Origin of the sequence: Pseudoalteromonas sp. ND6B, from assembly GCF_000764215.1 — a bacterium.
Taxonomy (GTDB): Bacteria; Pseudomonadota; Gammaproteobacteria; order Enterobacterales; family Alteromonadaceae; genus Pseudoalteromonas; species Pseudoalteromonas tetraodonis.
This window is the reverse complement of record NZ_JQFL01000057.1, coordinates 138454-158632: the sequence shown is the minus strand read 5'-3', so window position 1 is coordinate 158632 and position 20179 is coordinate 138454. Positions and strand designations below refer to the sequence as shown.

General features: G+C 40.3%; 16 protein-coding genes and 5 tRNA genes. 10 read left to right on the top strand and 11 right to left on the bottom strand.

Translation table 11 applies throughout. The annotated features are described in order from the left end of the window. Positions 1-29: 29 nt before the first annotated feature. From ND6B_RS06045 to ND6B_RS06070, 6 genes are all read left to right on the top strand, one after another. Positions 30-105 (top strand) — tRNA-Val (locus tag ND6B_RS06045). 167 nt (positions 106-272) lie between these two features. Continuing rightward, positions 273-348: transfer RNA gene (locus ND6B_RS06050), tRNA-Val, on the top strand. A gap of 49 nt (positions 349-397) precedes the next feature. Beyond that, positions 398-473, top strand: a tRNA-Val gene (locus ND6B_RS06055). Between the two features lie 151 nt (positions 474-624). Beyond that, positions 625-700: transfer RNA gene (locus ND6B_RS06060), tRNA-Val, on the top strand. Positions 701-749: 49 nt separating this feature from the next. Beyond that, positions 750-825: transfer RNA gene (locus ND6B_RS06065), tRNA-Val, on the top strand. Between the two features lie 404 nt (positions 826-1229). Then, the gene (locus ND6B_RS06070) at positions 1230-2861 is read left to right on the top strand and encodes a response regulator (RefSeq protein ID WP_033103824.1); all 1632 of its coding nucleotides are present in this window, start codon (positions 1230-1232) and stop codon (positions 2859-2861) included. Positions 2862-3218: 357 nt separating this feature from the next. Here the strand turns inward: ND6B_RS06070 and msrB are convergent, their stop codons facing one another. The 8 genes from msrB to ND6B_RS06110 all read right to left on the bottom strand — a co-directional run bounded on the left by msrB (position 3219) and on the right by ND6B_RS06110 (position 12158). Further along, positions 3219-3659 (bottom strand): peptide-methionine (R)-S-oxide reductase MsrB, encoded by a 441-nt coding sequence (msrB, locus tag ND6B_RS06075; protein ID WP_033103821.1) that lies wholly within the window; start codon positions 3657-3659, stop codon positions 3219-3221. A gap of 95 nt (positions 3660-3754) precedes the next feature. Continuing rightward, positions 3755-4195, bottom strand: coding sequence for a hypothetical protein (locus ND6B_RS06080; protein WP_033103820.1), 441 nt, complete (start codon positions 4193-4195; stop codon positions 3755-3757). A 6-nt stretch (positions 4196-4201) separates the two neighbouring features. Then, positions 4202-4702 carry a DUF2919 domain-containing protein gene (locus ND6B_RS06085; protein WP_033103819.1) on the bottom strand — a complete coding sequence of 167 codons (501 nt, stop codon included), beginning with the start codon at positions 4700-4702 and terminating at the stop codon, positions 4202-4204. Continuing rightward, positions 4699-5043 carry a DUF3392 family protein gene (locus ND6B_RS06090; RefSeq protein ID WP_013465302.1) on the bottom strand — a complete coding sequence of 115 codons (345 nt, stop codon included), beginning with the start codon at positions 5041-5043 and terminating at the stop codon, positions 4699-4701. Before ND6B_RS06090 ends, ND6B_RS06085 begins: the two co-directional genes overlap by 4 nt. After that, positions 5036-7057 carry an NAD-dependent DNA ligase LigA gene (gene ligA, locus ND6B_RS06095; protein ID WP_013465303.1) on the bottom strand — a complete coding sequence of 674 codons (2022 nt, stop codon included), beginning with the start codon at positions 7055-7057 and terminating at the stop codon, positions 5036-5038. The genes ND6B_RS06090 and ligA overlap by 8 nt, the downstream gene beginning before the upstream one ends. 79 nt (positions 7058-7136) lie before the next feature. Beyond that, complete coding sequence (zipA, locus tag ND6B_RS06100) at positions 7137-7883, bottom strand: cell division protein ZipA (protein WP_033103818.1); 747 nt, start codon at positions 7881-7883, stop codon at positions 7137-7139. Positions 7884-7956: 73 nt separating this feature from the next. Continuing rightward, a complete protein-coding gene (locus ND6B_RS06105) occupies positions 7957-11358 on the bottom strand; it encodes a chromosome segregation SMC family protein (RefSeq protein ID WP_033103817.1) in 3402 nt (1133 codons plus the stop codon). A 68-nt stretch (positions 11359-11426) separates the two neighbouring features. Then, on the bottom strand, positions 11427-12158 hold the full coding sequence (locus ND6B_RS06110) for a TrmH family RNA methyltransferase (protein WP_028834951.1): 732 nt from the start codon (positions 12156-12158) through the stop codon (positions 11427-11429). 172 nt (positions 12159-12330) lie between these two features. On the opposite strand from ND6B_RS06110, the gene ND6B_RS06115 reads away from it, so the two are divergent. From ND6B_RS06115 to ND6B_RS06125, 3 genes are read left to right on the top strand one after another with little or no spacing between them, the layout of a single operon-like run. After that, positions 12331-13419, top strand: a complete 1089-nt coding sequence (locus tag ND6B_RS06115) for a YjgN family protein (protein ID WP_033103816.1) — start codon at positions 12331-12333, stop codon at positions 13417-13419. After that, the gene (locus ND6B_RS06120) at positions 13419-14459 is read left to right on the top strand and encodes a M48 family metallopeptidase (RefSeq protein ID WP_033103815.1); all 1041 of its coding nucleotides are present in this window, start codon (positions 13419-13421) and stop codon (positions 14457-14459) included. Before ND6B_RS06115 ends, ND6B_RS06120 begins: the two co-directional genes overlap by 1 nt. Then, a complete protein-coding gene (locus ND6B_RS06125) occupies positions 14456-14749 on the top strand; it encodes a hypothetical protein (RefSeq protein WP_033103814.1) in 294 nt (97 codons plus the stop codon). The genes ND6B_RS06120 and ND6B_RS06125 overlap by 4 nt, the downstream gene beginning before the upstream one ends. Before the next feature lie 63 nt (positions 14750-14812). On the opposite strand, the gene speB is transcribed toward ND6B_RS06125, so the two are convergent. The 3 genes from speB to ND6B_RS06140 all read right to left on the bottom strand — a co-directional run bounded on the left by speB (position 14813) and on the right by ND6B_RS06140 (position 18255). After that, a complete protein-coding gene (speB, locus tag ND6B_RS06130; protein ID WP_033103813.1) occupies positions 14813-15736 on the bottom strand; it encodes an agmatinase in 924 nt (307 codons plus the stop codon). Positions 15737-15739: 3 nt separating this feature from the next. Continuing rightward, complete coding sequence (gene speA, locus ND6B_RS06135) at positions 15740-17653, bottom strand: biosynthetic arginine decarboxylase (protein ID WP_013465311.1); 1914 nt, start codon at positions 17651-17653, stop codon at positions 15740-15742. A gap of 143 nt (positions 17654-17796) precedes the next feature. After that, positions 17797-18255 (bottom strand): GNAT family N-acetyltransferase, encoded by a 459-nt coding sequence (locus tag ND6B_RS06140; protein ID WP_033103812.1) that lies wholly within the window; start codon positions 18253-18255, stop codon positions 17797-17799. A 202-nt stretch (positions 18256-18457) separates the two neighbouring features. Here ND6B_RS06140 and ND6B_RS06145 point away from each other — a divergent pair, with 202 nt between their 5' ends. After that, the gene (locus tag ND6B_RS06145) at positions 18458-20062 is read left to right on the top strand and encodes a methyl-accepting chemotaxis protein (protein ID WP_033103811.1); all 1605 of its coding nucleotides are present in this window, start codon (positions 18458-18460) and stop codon (positions 20060-20062) included. Positions 20063-20179: the final 117 nt, after the last annotated feature.

Genomic DNA, 20179 nt, shown 5'->3' with positions numbered 1-20179 from the left:
TTTTAATAGTAGCGTTTTAATTTATATGTGGGTGATTAGCTCAGTTGGGAGAGCATCGCCCTTACAAGGCGAGGGTCACTGGTTCAAGTCCAGTATCACCCACCACATATAAAACTTATTATTATATTAATAGTCATGTTTTGAATTTGTAATATGGGTCGTTAGCTCAGTTACAAGAAATGAGAGCATCACCGCTATTTACAAGTAACGGCGAAGTTCACTGGTTAAAGTCCAGTACTATTTATTATAATAGTTTTGATTAATTTATATGTGGGTGATTAGCTCAGTTGGGAGAGCATCGCCCTTACAAGGCGAGGGTCACTGGTTCAAGTCCAGTATCACCCACCACATATAAAAACTTATTATATAAATAGTTACATGTTTAAATTTGTAATATGGGTCGTTAGCTCAGTTGGGAGAGCATCGCCCTTACAAGGCGAGGGTCACTGGTTCAAGTCCAGTACGACCCACCATTATTTGAATGGTGCATATTACAAGATGTCTAAATGGGTGATTAGCTCAGTTAGAAAAAGAGAGCATCACCGCTATTTACAAGTAACGGCGAAGTTCACTGGTTAAAGTCCAGTACTATTTATTTTAATAGTAGCGTTTTAATTTATATGTGGGTGATTAGCTCAGTTGGGAGAGCATCGCCCTTACAAGGCGAGGGTCACTGGTTCAAGTCCAGTATCACCCACCACATATAAAAATTTATTATATAAATAGTTACATGTGTAAATTTGTAATATGGGTCGTTAGCTCAGTTGGGAGAGCATCGCCCTTACAAGGCGAGGGTCACTGGTTCAAGTCCAGTACGACCCACCATTCTTTGAATGGTGCATATTACAAAAATCTAAATTCTCCAGTATCACCTTCCATTTTAATATTCATTATCTTCCACTCCTTTAGTTCACGTTCAGTATTAATTGCCATTTAGAAATTCGTATCAAGCAATTCTTTGGTTTCAAAAGATCAGTATTACCAATCACATGCTAAAAACCTATCTTCCGAGTTTTATTATCTCCAAAATCATTTTGTTTAAGCTTACTTTATTACGCGTGCTATCCATTTACTTTAAATGGGTTTTTAGCTCTTTTAAGATAAAAATATAAACCTTTAGAATTAATTTGCTTAATAAGCTCTCATCTTCGAAGCGAATCTTTAAATTACCTTGTAAGCGTCTAAACTGTTGATTATAGTCTGTGTTAAATTCAATTACGCTTAAGCCAATGTCTAAAAATATTTTTAATGAAGCAAAAATACTGATTGTAGAGGAGCAGCCACTTGCTCAAAGCTACATGAAACAGTCGCTCGAAAAAATTGGCTTTGGACATATGCGTTTTGCAGATCATGCTCTAGCGGCAAAAGAACAATGCTTACATGAAGAATTTGACTTGGTAATTTGCTCTTTTAATCTAAGCAAACGCCAAGATGGCTACCAGCTTTATGAAGAATTACGCGCTAAAGCATTAATAAAACACTCTACTGGGTTTATTTTTACATCTGCGGAAACTAGCGGAGAGTTAGTTCACAGTGTGTTAGAACTTCAACCCGATGACTTTTTAGTAAAACCTTTCTCTGTACAAGAGCTAAGAGTGCGCATAGAGCGTATTCTCAAACGCAAAAGCGACTTAAAAGCTATATACACTTTAATTGATGACGATAACCAGTCTAAAGCATTAAAACAAATTAATGCTCAGCTTGATAAAAGTAATAAATACAGCCCTATTCTGCTTAGATTAAAAGGTAATATTTTACTGGCGCTAAAACAAAACCAAGAAGCGAAAGACTTTTTTAAATCAGTTTTGAATATTCAAAAATTTGCATGGGCAAAAGTAGGATTGGTAGAAGCCTTAATTGCTAACAATGAGCATATTTTAGCTCAACGCATGCTTAAAACAATGCTTGAACGTAATGAAACACGACTAGTTGCATTAGACTTATTAGGCCGTTTAGAAATAAAACTAAACCAGTTTGAGTTAGCTCAAGAGTTTTTAAGTCAAGCGGCCCATATTGCTCCACGTAATATAGACCGTCAAAAGTCACTGAACAGCGTATCGCTCATTAATAGAGATTATGAAAGCAGCTACTTAACTCAAAAGGATATTGCCACTTTTGCTAAGTACTCTATGCATGATAGCCCAGACATTTATTTAAATGCCGCTCGTGCTGGGATTGATTTTGCACTAACCACAGATCAAAGTGATCAAATAAACAGAATTTCCCGTCAAACAAATAAATATATTAATGAGCTAAAAACACAATTCCCAACCAGTAATGCACAAACTCAAATCGATGTGCTCAATGCGCGCCTTTATTATTTAAAAGATGAACATAAAAAAGCGAAACAGTTGATTGAACAACTTGATGACAGCGATACTCAAATACGTTCAGTCGATGGTGCCCTAGATAAAGCAAAAGCATTACATGAATTAGGTTTTCATCAGAAGGCGCAAGCGCTATTTAGCCAAATTATTGATCATTGCGAACGCCACCCAAGTAGGAGCGACGCGACGTACTTGCGTTATATACAGCAACAGCAAAGTGAAAGACGTGATATTAAAATGGGGCCGAAGGAACTTAACAATCATGCAGTTAAACAGTTTGAGCGTGGCCAGTTAAATGTTGCTTTAGAGGCATTCAGTCAAGCCTTTAGGGTCATGCCACACAACCCAAGTATTGCGCTTAACTTATTACAGTGTTTAGTGGATAAATCAAAAAAACAGGGGGGCTCTTTCAATAGTCTATTGGCTCAAAAGTGCTTTAAACTATTAAAAAAATCACCCTTAGCAGAAGAGCAATCAGAGCGGTTCGATAAACTACTTCAGATTGCTAAAGAAATGAAACTAGAGATTAGCTAGGGCCTGTTGACATTTGCGGATTAAAACTTGTTCAAGCAAGGGACGATTTAATCGCGGCGTGAGGTTTGTAACCTAGTGGGCTCGATAACTGCTCCTGCGTTATTCTACTGGCTTACATCCATGTAAGAATAAGTAAAAGCCTAGCAAAGCTTCCGCGTCCTGCTCACGCCCCTTACCTACATCCATGTAGGCAACAAAGAGTTAATCGTCCCTTGGCAGAACCCTTTGGGCAGCGCCTGTTTGGAATTGATGCTACGTTATCGCCCATTTATGGGGAATAACCACACCACATAGGCTCTGCCTTGCCTAAATACCAAACAGACTGATGCAAATTTAACCTTGAAAGGCCAACAGGCCCTAGAGCTTTTTCATTGCCAGTGCGTTTACACAGTAGCGCAAGCCGGAAGGAAGTGGGCCATCAGGGAAAATATGCCCTAAGTGCGCATCACACACATTACAAACAACCTCAACTCGCTCCATGCCATGGCTGTTATCCATTACATATCCTATCGCATCAACCGTTGCAGGTTGTGTAAATGAAGGCCATCCTGTGCCACTATCAAACTTTTCATCCGCATCAAACAGTAGGTTGTCACAACACACACATACGTACTTCCCCGGTTCTAATAGTGTGCAACTAGTTGAACTATTTGGTCGCTCTGTGCCTTTTTTACGGGTCACGTAATATTGCTCTTCGTTTAACAGTTCACGCCATTGCTGATCTGTTTTAACTACTTTTTGAACCGGTGTCGGATTGCCATGGTTGGCAAAATTAACAATATCGTTCCATTTCAACATAACAACCTCATTGCGTTATTAATTTGCTTCATACTGAGCCAAAAGCATTGGCTGACAGCCTATCATTACGTCCGTGGCTAATACCACGATCAACGCTATTTAAACACTATACGGTGCTTCTCTGTTGCTGTAAGTATACGGCTTACATAAGCGTGTAATTGAGCTTGACTACCAGGAATACTCACGCTTAATTGCCTGTCATTATTACTATGCACTATTAGCTCATCGTCTTTTATCTCTATTGACTCAATATTGCTGATGACTAACCAATGCGGGCCATTCTTTTTATCAAACAACCCGGTTAAACTAAAAACAAACAAATGCTGCGCATCACGCTGGATAAAGTTATGCAGTGGGTTACGCATTTTAAATAACGGCGTTAACCGGTAACAGCACGAACAAAATACCACTATCCACAATAGCAATATCCCTTTAAACCAAATATGTTCGCCTAATGATAAAAAATAGCCAACGCAGATAATAATCAGCCCTATAAAGGCCACTACTTGCGCTATTTTTTTATTAATAGTGTGCATAATCTCTTACTTTTTATCGGTTGCTTTTTCTGTCGGCTCAGGCCAATCACGAAAAAAAACACTTAAATAACGACTTTTTGCCAAATACAGCAATACCCACAATACAATCACCATTTGTATGGCTAAAAACAGTGAAAAGCGATAATGACTATGGGCCGCCTGGATACTTAACCACGACAAGTCTATTAGCGCGCAAGCAATAAGCGGCCAACGCATGTATCGCCAAATACGCGCTAACCGTTTCGTAGCTTGATGCGAGTCTCTGGGTCTGCGTAAACAAAACAAAATAGTGGGTACAATTGCCACGGCACCAATTGCTATGGCAATAAAAAAATCATTTTTTGATTTAAAAAACAATGACATTAGATCAAGTTCAGGACGACGGCTCAGCGCGGCAATCACCCAAATAAAATAGGCCCGCAGTAACACTAAAATACTCAAATGAAACGCTATTGGCGTACGATAGCTGCCATATTTATCCCAATATTCAGGTCCATAACGGCTCACAACTGGTTTTTCCTATCGGCAATAGTGCCCAAAATAAAAAATGCAGCTAATAATGTGAGCCCCAACCACTTAGTACCAAAAAACAGTAAAGCTTTAGTTAGTAATGGGCTTAACCACACCACTAATAAACCAAACCCAAACGCGGTGATCAACACAAAACATGCCACTCTTATAATAAAGTGACGCCTAGCTACCACGCCTTTGGTGAGCTTTAAAATGTCATCCGCATAAAGCGACACTAAGCACACCATCAAAAGCAATGATAAATGCGGTAAATAGCCTTGTAGCCACTGGCCTAGGTCAATTAACAAGGTATTAAGTATATTTGTAAAACTAGCCATTATGAGTCTCTAACAAAGTAATTAAATCATCCTCTGTCAGTATTTCTATACCGAGTTCTTGCGCTTTAGTTAGTTTAGAGCCGGCTTTTTCGCCCGCCACTAGCGCATCCGTTTTGGCTGAAACACTGCCAGATACCTTGGCACCTAATTGTTGTAGGCGCGCTTTCGCATCATTGCGATTAAGCGTATTAAGCGTCCCAGTTAGCACATAAGTTAAACCCGCTAGCGGTTGTTCTTGCTCTGATGGCGCTGTTAACTGTGGCCAGTTAATGCCTTGGGCTATTAATTCGTTCACCACGGTTAAATTATGCTCTTCAGTAAAAAAGCCACGCACGTGCTTTGCCACTATTTCACCTACATCGCTTACTTCAATCAGCTGTTCAATGCTGGCATCGATTACGTTTTCAAGCGTTAAAAAATGATTAGCTAAGTTTTGCGCGGTTGCCTCACCGACTTCACGGATACCCAGTGAATATAAAAACTTTGCTAAGGTAGTCGTTTTTGCATCATCAAGTGCGGCAACTAAGTTTTTTGCTGATTTTGGCCCCATTCGTTCAAGTGATTCAAAATGTCCCTGCTTTAAAATAAATAAATCAGCCGGGGTTTTGATCAGCTCTCGGTCAACTAATTGATCAACAATTTTGTCGCCCAAGCCGTCAATATCTAATGCCTTACGCGATGCAAAATGCTTAATCGCTTGTTTACGCTGTGCTTGGCATACTAAGCCACCGGTACAACGTGCAACGGCTTCACCTTCAACCCGTTCAATATGCGAGTCACAAATTGGGCACATAGTTGGAAAGACAATCTCTTTTGCATCGCTTGGGCGTTGCTCAAGTACCACTTGAGTAATTTGCGGGATAACATCCCCTGCGCGGCGAATAATCACAGTATCGCCCACTTTAACGCCTAAACGAGCTATTTCGTCGGCATTATGCAGCGTTGCATTTGATACCGTAACACCCCCAACAAATACCGGCTCTAGTCGTGCTACGGGAGTAATTGCCCCTGTGCGCCCTACTTGAAATTCAACATCTAATAATTGCGTTATTTCTTCTTGCGCCGGAAATTTATAAGCGATTGCCCAACGCGGTGCACGAGCTACAAAGCCTAAGCGTTCTTGTAAGGCTTTTTTATTTACCTTTATTACTACGCCATCTATTTCATATTTTAGCTCGCTACGACGCGTTAAAATGTCATTGTAATAGGCAAGCGCAGCCTTTGGGCCTTCAACTAATTTGGTTTCTGGACACAGCGGTAATCCCCAATCGGTAAGCTTAGCAAGTTGCTGGTAGTGATCTTCAGGTAAGGTGCCATCGGCAACTAATCCGGTGCTGTAGGCATAAAACATCAATGGGCGTTTTGCGGTAATTTTTGAGTCGAGCTGGCGTAAACTTCCTGCCGCCGCATTACGTGGATTAACAAAGACTTTATCGCCACGTTTTTCTGCCTCTGCATTTAATTTTTCAAAGCCCGCGCTATCCATAAATACCTCACCGCGCACTTCAAGTTCACGAGGGTAATCATCACCGCGCAATTTTAATGGCACATTACGGATTGTTTTTACATTTTGAGTAATATTTTCGCCAGTAAAACCATCGCCACGGGTCGCCGCTTGAACCAGTACTCCATCGCGATAAATAATCGATACCGCTAAACCATCCAGTTTAGGCTCACAGCAAAATGTAAGCTCCTCAGTGCTCATTAAGCGCTCTTTAATACGACGATTAAAACCGCTAAATTCATCCTCACCAAAGGCGTTATCAAGCGATAACATAGGCACTTGGTGCGCTACTTGCTCAAACTTGGCAAGCGCCGCTCCTCCAACTTTTTGAGTGGGTGAATCGGCTGTTAAAAACTCAGGGTGCTGGGTTTCTAATTCACTTAGTGTCCGTAACAAGCGGTCATATTCGGCATCAGGTATGCTGGGTGTATCAAGCACATAATAACTATAATTGTGTTGCTCAAGCGTGGTACGAAGATGATTAATTTGCTCACTAATGCTGCTTGTCATGTAGACCTCAAAAAACATAAAAAAAGCCACTTTGACGAGTGAACGCCCAGTGGCTTACAAAATTTAACTTATGCGTATGTTACGCAGAAAATGCGCGAACCTGTTCAACATATTGACGAATACGCTCTACCGTCATTACATTTCGCTCTGCATCTAAAATATCGGCACCAAATTCATCCGCTATTTTTTTAGCGGCGCTGTGCAGCATGTTAAACGCGGCTAAACCGTCGCCATCGCATGGCAGAGTCATAAATAAGCTCACCCCAGCGGTGCTAAATTGTTCCATATTATCAATATCGAACGTGCCTGGGTTATACATATTCACCAGCCTAAATAACACCGGCCCTTGGCCTGCTGGGTCTAGGTGGCGATTAAAAAAGCCTTCTTCTGAATATTTAAAACCTAGCGTGTTAACAGCAGGCAGTAATTTACTGCCTTGCATAGTGAGCCCTTCTGGCATTTGAATATGCACAATGACAAAGTCTGCAACGTCTTTAGGGGCATCTTGTTGTGTGTCTGCGGCCTCTTCTGTTACCACTTCAAGGTCATCCTCGATAGGTGTATTTACTGGACTTTCGTCTATCTGTGGTTCATCAGCGCTGAAGTTTAACTCGCTCATTTGTGGCTCTTCTCGTTGCGCTAACGTTGGCTCTTGTGGCTCAGTATGTACAGATGAAGGCTGCTGTTCTTGAACAGGCTCGACTCGCTCATTTGCAGGGAGTTCAGCATTCTCTTTTTTTCTTACTGACCACAAACCGTGTATTAATAAGCCACCAATGACAAATACACTGATCACAATTAAAACCCATCTTAATTCTTCGGCCATCCCCTCACCTTTTATTATTAATATGCCTAACAGCCATCATTTTACCTAAAATAACCAGCAAATGACTATAAAATTATGCATGTGCAAGTTGCACCGCTTGTTCAATATCCACAGCAACCATGCGCGACACGCCGGGCTCTGCCATGGTTACACCCGTTAATCTACCCGCCATTTCCATTGCAATTTTATTATGACTAATATAAATAAACTGCACAGATTGTGACATTTCTTCAACCAAACGGCAAAAACGAACCACATTGGCATCATCTAATGGAGCATCTACCTCGTCCAGCATACAGAATGGAGCTGGATTGAGCCTGAATATAGAAAACACCAATGATAATGCGCTCAGCGCTTTTTCTCCACCACTTAACAAATGAATTGTCGAATTTTTTTTACCTGGTGGCCTTGCCATTATACTAACACCACTTTCGAGTAAATCGTCACTGGTTAATTCTAAGTAAGCACTGCCGCCGCCAAACACTTTGGGGAAAAGCTGGCCAAAATCGTGATTTACCTGATCAAACGTAGACTTAAAGCGCGTTTTTGTTTCACGATCTATTTTATGAATAGCGCCTTCTAAAGCTGTTAATGCTTGGGTTAAATCGTCCAGCTGATTATTTAAATAATCACTTCTTTGCTTCGCTTGTTCAAACTCATCAATAGCTGCAAGGTTAACGGCTCCTAATTGCTCTAGCTGATTACTTACTCCAGCAAGTTGACTTTGCGCCGCATTTAATGACAACTCTGCAGGAAGCTCTGCTAATACCTGTTTTAAATTTTGATTAAGCTCACTAAGTGGCTCTAGTACCGCTTGCGCTTTTATTAGTAAGCTTTGCTCTTCAATACTCAGCTTTTGATGCTGATCTTGCAATGCCACCAGCTCAGCTTGTGACGTTTTTAAACTCGCTTGTTTGTTTTGTAATTCTTGTTTTGCTTGAGCTAACTGCTGCTGAATATCCACAAGGGTTTGTTCGCCTTGTTGGTGCTGTACTAATAATTGCTCAATACTTAGTGCAAGCTCTTGCTCAGGAATAAGTAACGCTTCAATCTGCTCTATTATCTCTTGCGCACCCTCTTCGGCACTAGTAAACGCCTGTACAGCATGACTCAGTTTTGTTTGACTGAGCTGCCATTCACTTCGTGCTTTTTGCTCATTAAGGTTTGCCTGATGCGCTAGTGTTTTATATTGTTCAGCATTATTCAAAGCTTGTTTGTAACGCTCATCACTATTTATTCGTGTGCTATCGGCTTGGTTAAGCTCTTCAGCTAAGGCCTGTAACTGCTGTGCAAGCTGTTCATTTTTATCGAGCTCTTCGCTCAATAATTCGCTTAACTGCTGTTGTTGCTCTAGCAGAGGCAGACGCTGTTGTTGTAATTTTGTTAGCTGCTGCAGATGCTGATCAGCTTGCGCTTTAAGCATATCGCCACGCGTTGTTGCTACAGCAAGTTGTTGTGCTAATTGGTGAATAGTGTCTTTGCGCTCATTTTGCTGCTCGGTTATTAATGCAGCTTGCGCTTGATGATCTTCAAGTGTGGAGTGTGCGTTCGTCAATGCCTGTTGTTGTTGCTCAAGTAAGGTTTCTTGCTGCTTGAGTTTTTTGTGCATTAATAATAAGGAATTTTCTGCATTTTTATCGCCACTTACATGCCAGTTTCGACCGTGTAATGCCCCTTGCTTATCTATAACCGCAATATAACTATTGTCGTTAAGTGCGCTTATATCGCCGGCTTCATCATAAGAAATATGATTTAATAACTCAGGATACACGCCTGAGGTAATAAACGCGGCAATACTGTGCTTAGCTGCAGACTGCGATGAAATTTCCCACGTGCTATTTTCTGCTTTACCTTGTGATATATGAATATGCTCAAGTGATGACAGCGCCTGCTCGACTAAAAACTCATAACCCGACTGAACAGTTAACTGCTTAAATAAGGTTAAACTTTCATCGCTGCTTTTTTCAAGCCCAAGAGTAGTTTGTAGCCCCGCTATACCGGCTTTTAATTCATTTACTTGCTGAGATAAATGCTGCCAATCTTGCTGTGCATCATCTAGCTGTTGCTGCTGAGCAGTTTGCGCAGTTTGGCCTTTACTGTGAGCCGTTTGCGCTTTCGCTAGCTGCTCAGTCAGGGCTTGTCTGTGCTGTTGTTGCTGAGTTAATTGCTGCTCTATCTCACTGCGTTTTAACTCATCTATTTGCTCATCAAGCTGCATTAGTTGTTGCTTAACATAACTGATTTTCTGTTCTGTATGTTTTACTGCGTTGGTATGCGCTAACTGCTGATTATGCAATTGTTGATAATCTTCTGTTAGTGATTGCCAGTGTGATGTGTCAGCATTTTTAATCTCCAGCAGCCGATTAACCTCATCGCTAAGCTCTATAACCTGCTCGCTACACATTAAGTTATGCTCTACAGCCTGTTGTAAGCTGTCATCTAACTCTTGGCAGAGACTTTGTTGCTGCGTTTTTACTTCTTCACTTTGATTTTTTTGTTGCTCTAACTTGGCTAAATTTTGTTTCAGTGACAGCGTTTGTTGTTTAATACTAATTGCCTGCTGTTCACTGCGAGTCAATTCGGTATGTGTATGGTGCTGCTGTTGCTGTGCATCATTAAGTTTATCTTGCTGAACTTGTACTTGAGCTTCAAGACTTGCCAGAACATCATCATGGCCTGAATGCGCCGTTTTAAAAAAGCTGATTTGTTCATCCAGTTTTTTTATTTGTGCGCTTTTATCAACTTGTTGCTGATGCAGCTTTTGCCATTTTAATACCGCTATTTGCCCCTTTAAAGTGCGTTCTTGGGTTTTAAATTCGCGATATTTTTTAGCATCAACCGACTGTACTGCAAGTTTATCAAGCTGGTTTTGTAACTCTTGGCGAACATCGAGGAGTCGCTCTAGGTTTTCTCGGGTGCTCTTTATGCGGGTTTGTGTTTCACGGCGGCGCTCTTTGTATTTAGAGACCCCAGCCGCTTCTTCTAAAAAAACACGCAGCTCTTGCGGTTTGCTCTCAATTAAACGCGAGATCATGCCTTGTTCTATAATGGCGTAACTACGCGGCCCAAGCCCAGTGCCTAAAAATATATCGGTAATATCACGTTTGCGGCATTTGCTACCATTTAAAAAGTACAGCGATTGGCCATCGCGAGTTACCAAACGCTTAATAGCCACTTGGTTACGATCAGCAAAGGTATTGGGTAATTTACCTTGGGTATTATCAAATATGAGTTCAACAGAAGCTTGTGAGATGGGCTTGCGGTTAGTGGAGCCATTAAAAATAACATCCGTCATGGCATCGCCACGTAAATTTTTAGCTGAGCTTTCACCAAGCACCCATCGCACCGCATCAATGACATTTGATTTGCCACAGCCGTTAGGGCCGACAACACACGTCATTTGATCCGGAAATGGAATTTTAGTGGGCTCTACAAAGGATTTAAAGCCCGCTAATTTTATAGTGCTTAAGCGCATCTGTTTGTTTTACCAATTTTTATTATTTTTGTTAGTTGTTACAATTTAACCTATTTTTAGGCAAAAGGTTAAGCTTGGCGTTTAAAGTTATCTAAAATAATGCCCGTTGCCATTGCCACGTTAAGCGATTCAGCACCACCAAAGGCAGGGATGGTAATTTTATTTGTTACCAGCGCTGCGCACTGCTGACGTATACCATGTGACTCGCTGCCCATCAATAACACCCCTTTCCCAGCAAACTGGCAGTGATGAACATTCTTGCCCTCTAAAAATGCACCATAGATAGGCACATCCAAAGATGTTAAATAGCCAGGTAAATCAACTTGGCTTACCGATACACGAACAAATGACCCCATAGTGGCGCTAATTGTTTTTGGGTTATACGGATCGGCACTGTCAGTGCTGGCAACAATGTGTTTTATACCGTACCAATCAGCCACGCGAATGATGGTACCTAAATTACCCGGATCAGACACTCCATCTAAGGCCAATATTAAGCTGCTTTCATCAGGTAATGTGGTGCTTGGCATATCAACAATTGCAATCGCCGCATTATTACTTACCAAAGTACTGGCCTTTGTTAGCTGCTCTTCATCAGCAACAATAAAATGCGTATTGGGGTATGCCGCTTGGTTAGTATCAATAAAGTTTTGCGTTGCAAACACATCGGTTACTTTTAATGGGCTATTTAATAACTCCAATACGTTTTTTTCGCCTTGTACAAGATATTGATTAAGTTGCTTGCGGTACTTCTTTTGGCCAAGCTGGCGAATTAGTTTAAGTTGGTTTTTTGAAATCATGTCAGCCCCGTTAAATTATCTGCACAGTATACCAGAGGAGACTTAAAGTGCAGCCCTATAAACAGCAAAAGCAATAAAATTAGCCTACTTACAATCAGCTAGCTAATCATAAAGATTGTTTTTATTCTCTAAAAAGGGTAAATTTACAAAAAATTACAAGGACTTTTTTTAAATGGAATCAATACACCCAACTTCATCTGAGTCAAACCAAACACCCTCCTCTATTTTTAGCGGTAAAGTACAATTTAGCGGCAAAAGCGGCGAATTTTTTGGCATATGGAGTGTCAATATACTGCTAAGTATTATTACTTTAGGAATTTATTCTGCATGGGCAAAAGTACGCACCTACCGTTATTTTTACGGTCATACGCGTATCGACGGTCATAGCTTTGACTACCTAGCCACTCCTATACAAATTCTAAAAGGCCGCATTTTAGCGGTAATCGTGTTTTTAATTTACACCATACTAAGCAGCCTCGCACCGGCGATAGGCCTTTTATTTGCTATTGGTTTTTTATTTTTGTTGCCATGGATCATTAACCAAGGTTTGCGCTTTAACATGCGTATGACCCGCCATCGTAATGTACGCTTTGCTTTTTCAGGTAATTACGGCGATGCATTTATTAACTTTGTTTTATTGCCTATTGCAAGTGTATTCACATTACACCTATTACTGCCGTATGTATTAAAGCGAATTGATCAATATATGCATGAAAACATCAGCTATGGAAATAAACCACTTACAGTAAATCTTCAGGGCGAACGCTATTACATCGCAGCACTTATTACCCTAGGAGTTGCAATAGGTGGCTTAGTTATTTTTGGCTTCTTTGCTGGTGCAAGTGCCTTAACTATCGATAACTTAAACACACAAAACTTTAGCCTTTCGACAATTGTAGTGCCGCTATTAATTGCTGCGTTGTATGTTGCGTTTTTAACACTGGTAGGCGCTGTTTATCATTCGCTTATTCGAAATCATATTTTTAATAACAGTGAATTTACAGAAGTCGCTACCTTTGATTCGAACTTAAAAGCCATTGACTATGCCATCTTACTATTTACCAATGTACTGGCAATTATATTTACCTTAGGACTTGCCTACCCTTGGGCTAAAGTACGCAGAGCAAAGCTATTAGCATCAGTTACAGAAGTCACTATTTATAGCGGCGCACTTTCGTTGATTGATGTTGCACAAAATGAGCAGTCATCATTTGCTGAAGAAGCTGCCAATGTGTTTGATATTGATATTTCACTCACCTAATGAGTAATTATCCTATTTTTGGCTGTTATTATTACCCTAATAGCAGCCAGCATATTAAAAGCTATGCACACCTTTCCCATGAGCAAATAACACTTGTTGACTCTGAGAATACGACGTTACTTTCATCAACAATAGACGATTGCCAACTTGATAGCCCGTTACCTGGCATGGCATCAGAGTTAAATTTTGCTGATGGTGGGCGATTTATTCCTCAAGATGTAGAATTTAGGTGGCCATTCGCGCTTAAAAAGCATGGACTCAGTGAACGCTTAGAAAAAAATAAGATTCTTATTGTTGCATCCGTGCTGCTAATTCCCCTATTGCTTTGGTTAATTTTATACCGCTTAATACCATCAGTAGCCGTTTATAGCGTTAACTTAGCACCTGCCTCGACAATTGAAACGATGGGAGAGCAAACGCTCAGTGTGATAGAAAAAGTCGCATTAGAACCTTCTCAACTTTCTACTAATAAGCAATCAGAAATACAGCAACAATGGCGTTTAATGCTTAACTCACTCAATTTAGACAGTGCAAAATTTAAACTCTCTTTTTATCAGTCAGATTATTTTTCAGCTAATGCGTTTGCTCTTCCTAATGGGCGGGTTGTTGTGACTGACGAACTTGTTGAGCTATTAAAGAATGAACCTGATGCCCTGCGTGCTATTTTACTTCATGAAATTGGTCATGTTCAGCACCATCACAGCATTCGCCTTGCAGCACAAGCTGCAGCGAGCACCGTTGTATTTGCAGTTATTTTTGGTGATTTAGAAGGGATATTAGAGGTCGTGCTTGGCTCTGGTTCATCTTTTTTACAACAAGCGTTTTCACGAGATATGGAACAAGAGGCCGATGAATATGCTATTAAAAATCTTTTAAAATTAGGCTATTCTAACCACGACTTTGCTGATGCAATTGAAGCACTGGAAAATAATTTAAAAGCACAAGAGGCGACCCTTGATGATACTTGGTTAAAGTATTTATCAACGCACCCAAGCTCTCAAGAGCGAATAGAATATGCGAGGCAATATAAACCACTATGACCCCTGAACTGAATTTATTGTTATTAGTCATCATTATGATAACGCTTGGCTACGGGTTTATTTATCCGCGCTTTGCAGGCAGCAGCTTTAAAAAGGTATCGGTACAAGATTTATTTGCAACAGGCATTACGCTATTAATTGCATCTCGCCTTTATTACAACTCGGGCGTACAATTTAGCTGGTTACTATTTGAAGTTAATTGGTTTTGGTTTACTTTTTTAACTTACATAATAATCGAAATTCCGGTGTTTTTTATTTATGCTAAAAAGCACAATATGCAGTTTTCATAGTACTCTTATTTTTATACAAAAAAAGCGCCAAATTGGCGCTTTTTTGAGCTACATTAAAACATACTAATATTCATGCTTAAGTGCCCACAAATGCAATAATTCACTGGCAATCGTTGCTGCGGCAATGGCGGTGAGCTCACTTTGGTCATAAGAAGGCGATACTTCAACTACATCCATACCCACCATATTAATGCCTTTGAGTGCACGTAAAATTTTCAGCACTTTATCAGAAGTTAAACCACCACATACAGGTGTACCTGTACCTGGCGCAAAGGCAGGGTCTAAACAATCTATATCAAAGGTTAAGTAAACCGGTAAATCGCCCACTCGCTCAATAATCTGCGCTGCAATATCATTCGCATGAAGATCATTGGCTTGCATAGCATCAATCACTGCAAACTCATGCTTGCTTTGATCAAAGTCGGTACGAATGCCGAGCTGAATACTGTGATTAACATCAATCAACCCTTCCATTGGCGCATGATAAAACATAGTACCGTGATCAAAACGCGACCCATTACTGTAGGTGTCGGTATGCGCATCGAAATGCACTAACGCCATTTTTCCATGAATTTTTGCATGTGCGCGCAACAGCGGTAACGTTACGAAATGATCGCCACCTAAGCCTAATAATGTTTTACCTTGGCGAAGTATTTGCTCTGCCGCCATTTCTAGCTGGGCAGTAAAATACTCAGGATCGCCTACCGGATAGGTAAAATCGCCAGCATCCGCTACTTTTAGCCGTTCAAACAAAGGAAACGTCCACGGATATTTAGTATCTTCCCATGCTAAATGCACCGACGCTCTGCGAATTGCATCTGGCCCCAAGCGGGCACCAGGGCGCCCAGAGGTGGCTAAATCAAACGGTAAGCCTAGTACTACTACATCGGCTTCAATCGCGTTAATATTTTGTACCATAGGACGACGTAAAAACGTCATCCCATTTGAGTATAATGAGTGGTCAACATGACCAAACAAGCTAGACATTGCTTATAACTCTTCTAAATAAGTGTAGCCATCAAGGCCGCTTTGCAATTCGTCGAGGACGCTTTGCTGTTCATCTACTGCAATTTTTGCGCTGACTAACTGCGCATAAGACTGCTGAAAACCTTCAACATCTAAATGTACATAACGCATCATGTCAGCAACAGTATCACCGAGGTTAATTTCTGTAATGCTGGCAACACCTTGCTCATCCATATTGACAATAGCACTGTGCGTATCACCAAATAAGTTATGCATATCGCCTAGAATCTCTTGATAGGCACCCACCAAGAAAAATCCCATTAAATACGGTTTATCGGCTGAGTATTCAGGTACTGGTAACGTACTTTCAATACCTTGGCCATCTACATAATGCTCTAAAGCGCCATCTGAGTCACAAGTAATATCCAATAACACCGCGCGCTTTTGCGGTGCTTGCGTTAAACCACTTAATGGCAATACTGGAAACACTTGATCAATTCCCCACGCGTCTGGCAATGACTGAAACAATGAGAAATTTACAAAAAACTTGTCCGCTAAACGCGCATTTAGGTCATCTATAATCGGTCGATGAAAACGGTTTTTGTTATCCATTAATTTATTGAGTTCATAACAAACGCGTAAGTTTATTTGCTCTGCCCATGCACGCTGGGTTAAATCTAATAATCCCATCGCAAACTGACTATGCGCTTCGGCTAAATCACCTTGGCTGTCGTGAAAAATTTCAATTAATGCACGGTCATCAGTAAGCACATGTAATTGTTGCCATGACGTCCACATGTTTTTAAGTAGCTGCGGCGCTTCATCTGCTGGTGCTTCTATTTCTTCTGGTGTATACGTTTCGGTGCCAATTACATTGGAAATAAGCACTGCATGATGCGCCGTTAATGCTCTTCCCGACTCTGAAATAATGGTAGGGAAAGGCTGCTCATACTGCTTACAAATATCACCGATGGTGTACACAATATTATTTGCGTATTCAGCTAAACTGTAATTCATTGAGTTGTGTGATTGACTGCGCGTGCCGTCGTAATCAACCGCTAAACCGCCGCCTACATCAAGACACTCTATGTGTGCACCCAACTTACGTAATTCACAATAAAAACGCGCAGCCTCGCTTACACCTAAGCGCACATCACGAATGTTGGCCATTTGCGAACCTAAGTGAAAATGCACCAGTTGGACTAAATCTAGCTGATCTGTTTCTTTTAAACGGTTTACTACATACAGCACTTGAGAAGCAGATAAACCAAACTTAGATTTTTCTCCGCCACTGGCTTGCCACTTACCTTTGCCTTGCGATGCTAAACGCACACGAATACCAATGCGTGGTTTTACATTTAATTCTTTAGCTTGGCTAAGTACCATATCCAGCTCAGACAGTTTCTCAAGTACGATATACACTTTATGGCCCAGCTTTTCGCCAATCAACGCTAAACGCACATATTCTTTATCTTTGTAGCCATTACACACAATCACCGCACTGGTTTTTTCAGCCAGCGCTAATACGGTTAATAACTCTGGCTTGCTGCCTGCTTCTAAACCCAGCTGTTTTTTTTCTACTTGTGCTTGGCTGGCAACAATTTCTTCAACTACTTCGCGTTGTTGGTTAACTTTAATTGGGTAAACTAATAAATAGTCTTTTGGGTAACCATAGCTTTCTATAGCAGTATTAAATGCACCACATAAGCTATGCACGCGATGGTGTAAAATTTGTGGAAAGCGAACTAACGCCGGCAAACTTAAGCCTTTTTCTTCAAGCTGCTTAGCAATGTCTGTTAATGCAATGGTTTGCTGTGGGGCATCAGCCTTAGGCGCAACATACACATCACCTTGATCATTAATACCAAAAAAACCTTGGCTCCAATGACGAACGTTGTAGCTCGTACGAGCTTGTTCAAGTGATGTTGTCTCTTTCATTTATCTTTCTCTTTTATTTATGAATGCCAAACCGGCTAGTTGCGCGCATTAAAAGAAAAATAGCGATTCATGTCCAACAAGTATTTCTACTCGTAACGAGTGAGGATTAAAATTGATAAAGAAAAACAGTAAATAGCGTATTATTAGCTGAGCGCAAGCTCCATAAATAGGCTGTTCGGGTTTTCTGTGTATTCACCAAAAGGGGCACATTGTACAAACCCTAAATTCTCGTAAAGATGGATTGATTGTCTTTGCTTTGGCCCTGTTTCTAGCTTTATGATTGGGATTTCTTCTTCGCCAGCATGGTGTAATAATATTTGCATAATACGGCGCGATAAGCCTTTTCCGCGATAACTAGGTTTGACATATAAACGGCGTATCTCGCCATAGGGCTTGGTATCAAACTGCATAACAATCGCCCCGCAAGCAATAATCCCCTCTTCATTTTTCAAGCCTATTGCATAGACATTGGGTTGGCCCAATTGACTAACAGACAATGACTGTGCTGTCGCTACTGGATATAAAGAATTAATAAGTCTGTCGATATCAGAAAAAACATTAATCACATCGGGATCATCAGGGGTTAAATCTATTAACTGCATAGGTTATCTCTAATTTATTTTCTTATTTGTTAGCAAACTATAACGCATTGTAACAAATGAACAATAACTATGTTTTATGTCATTACTTTTAAAAAATACCGACACAAAATTATTATTGCAAAATAAAAAACAATAGTTTGACCTAGATGTACTATGACGGGCGTATAATGCAATCAATTAGAGTGTAAATTAGGAATAAATAATGTGGTTTAGCCCAAAAAAAAGAAAACAGGCGTTTGCAAAACAGCTAGTTAGTACACACGAAGCAGCTGCGATTATCGTTAACAACGACAACACTGTTATTGCAGTGAATGACGAGTTTACATCGCTAAGTAAGACACTTAACCAAACTAATGACACTAATACATTAACTTATTTAAATAAACGTTATAATCCAACAAGCAAAACCATTGCTTGTGGAAATAACTTGTTTTTAACCCAACACATTAGCCCGCTTACATTAAAAGAGCTTGATACATGCTCGCTCCATGTATTTAAGCCTGAGCCGATAAGAGTGTTAGATGAGCAAGCTTGGCAAACACTTCTGAGTTTAGGTGAAGATATCTATGCAGTCTTCGATGATAACTCAAAGCTTGTTGCGAATAATTTAGATACGTCGAACAGTGCCGACGCTGCACTACTGCCCAAAGAAAACACTAAATTGCTAAACGTTTTACAAGATGCTTTAAATAGCGAACACGGTTCACTGTGTTTATCTGTAAAAGACAATATTTATTATAATGTTGCCCACACTACTTTTAACTTCAATAATACCTTGTTGTCTGCATTTGTATTATCAAAACAATCACAAGTTGAAGACTATAAGCAATTTGAACTGTTATCTAAAGTGGTCAGCAATACCAGTACTAGTGTACTTATTACCAATAAAGATGGCTTAGTAGAATATGTTAACCCTGGCTTTGAAGTACTTTCAGGTTATACACTTGCAGAAGTAAAAGGCAAAAAACCAGGCAATTTCTTGCAGGGAGAACAAACAGACAAAGAAACCGTTAAGCGGATTTCAAAAAACCTTAAAAACAAACAACCATTTTATGAAGAAATACTAAATTTTGATAAAAATGGTGTGCCATATTGGATTGTTCTGTCGGTAAACCCAACATTTGATGATAATGGCCAGCACACAGGGTTTGTGGGCGTCAGTTCAGATATTCGCGAAATTAAGCGCCAAGTACTTGAACAAATAAACCAAAAAGATGCAATAAGTAGCCACTCGGCTGTGATTGAGTTTAATGAAGATGGCCAGTTCCTATCTGCCAATGAGTATACCAAAAAGCAATTAAACATATCTGAGGGCTCAAACATAGCGAGTGTGTTTGGTAATTTAAGGGATCATTTAGACGCTTCACGTATTCAAATACTCAACCAAGGCAAGCCGACTGAAGTAATGATGTCATTGACGCATCAAAATGAAGACGTAACGCTAGATTGCATTATTTCTTCTATTACCGATTTAAACGGTAAGGTTTCTAAATACGTTGTATTTGGTAGTAATGTCTCTTCTAGAAACAAATTGGTTACTGGAACGCATCAATCAATGTCAACCGTATTAGGGAAAATTCAAACTACGGTCACCACCATCAATGCCGTGGCAGATCAAACTAATTTACTTGCTCTTAATGCGGCCATTGAAGCTGCGAGAGCTGGTGAAGCTGGACGAGGTTTTGCCGTGGTTGCTGACGAAGTACGTAACCTTGCCAAAACATCAAACGAAGCAGCGGCACAAATTGGACTTTTAATAAATGAAACTCAAACGCACGTTGACGAGCTGGCTTCATTTTTAAAATAATTAAATAGTTTGAAAAAACTTAACAAACTTGCTCAATCAACAAATTAAACTGTTTGTTAGTGAATTATTTTAATCCGGTAGAGTCTGTGTGGCCTGAAGAAATGTGGCTGTTTTTTG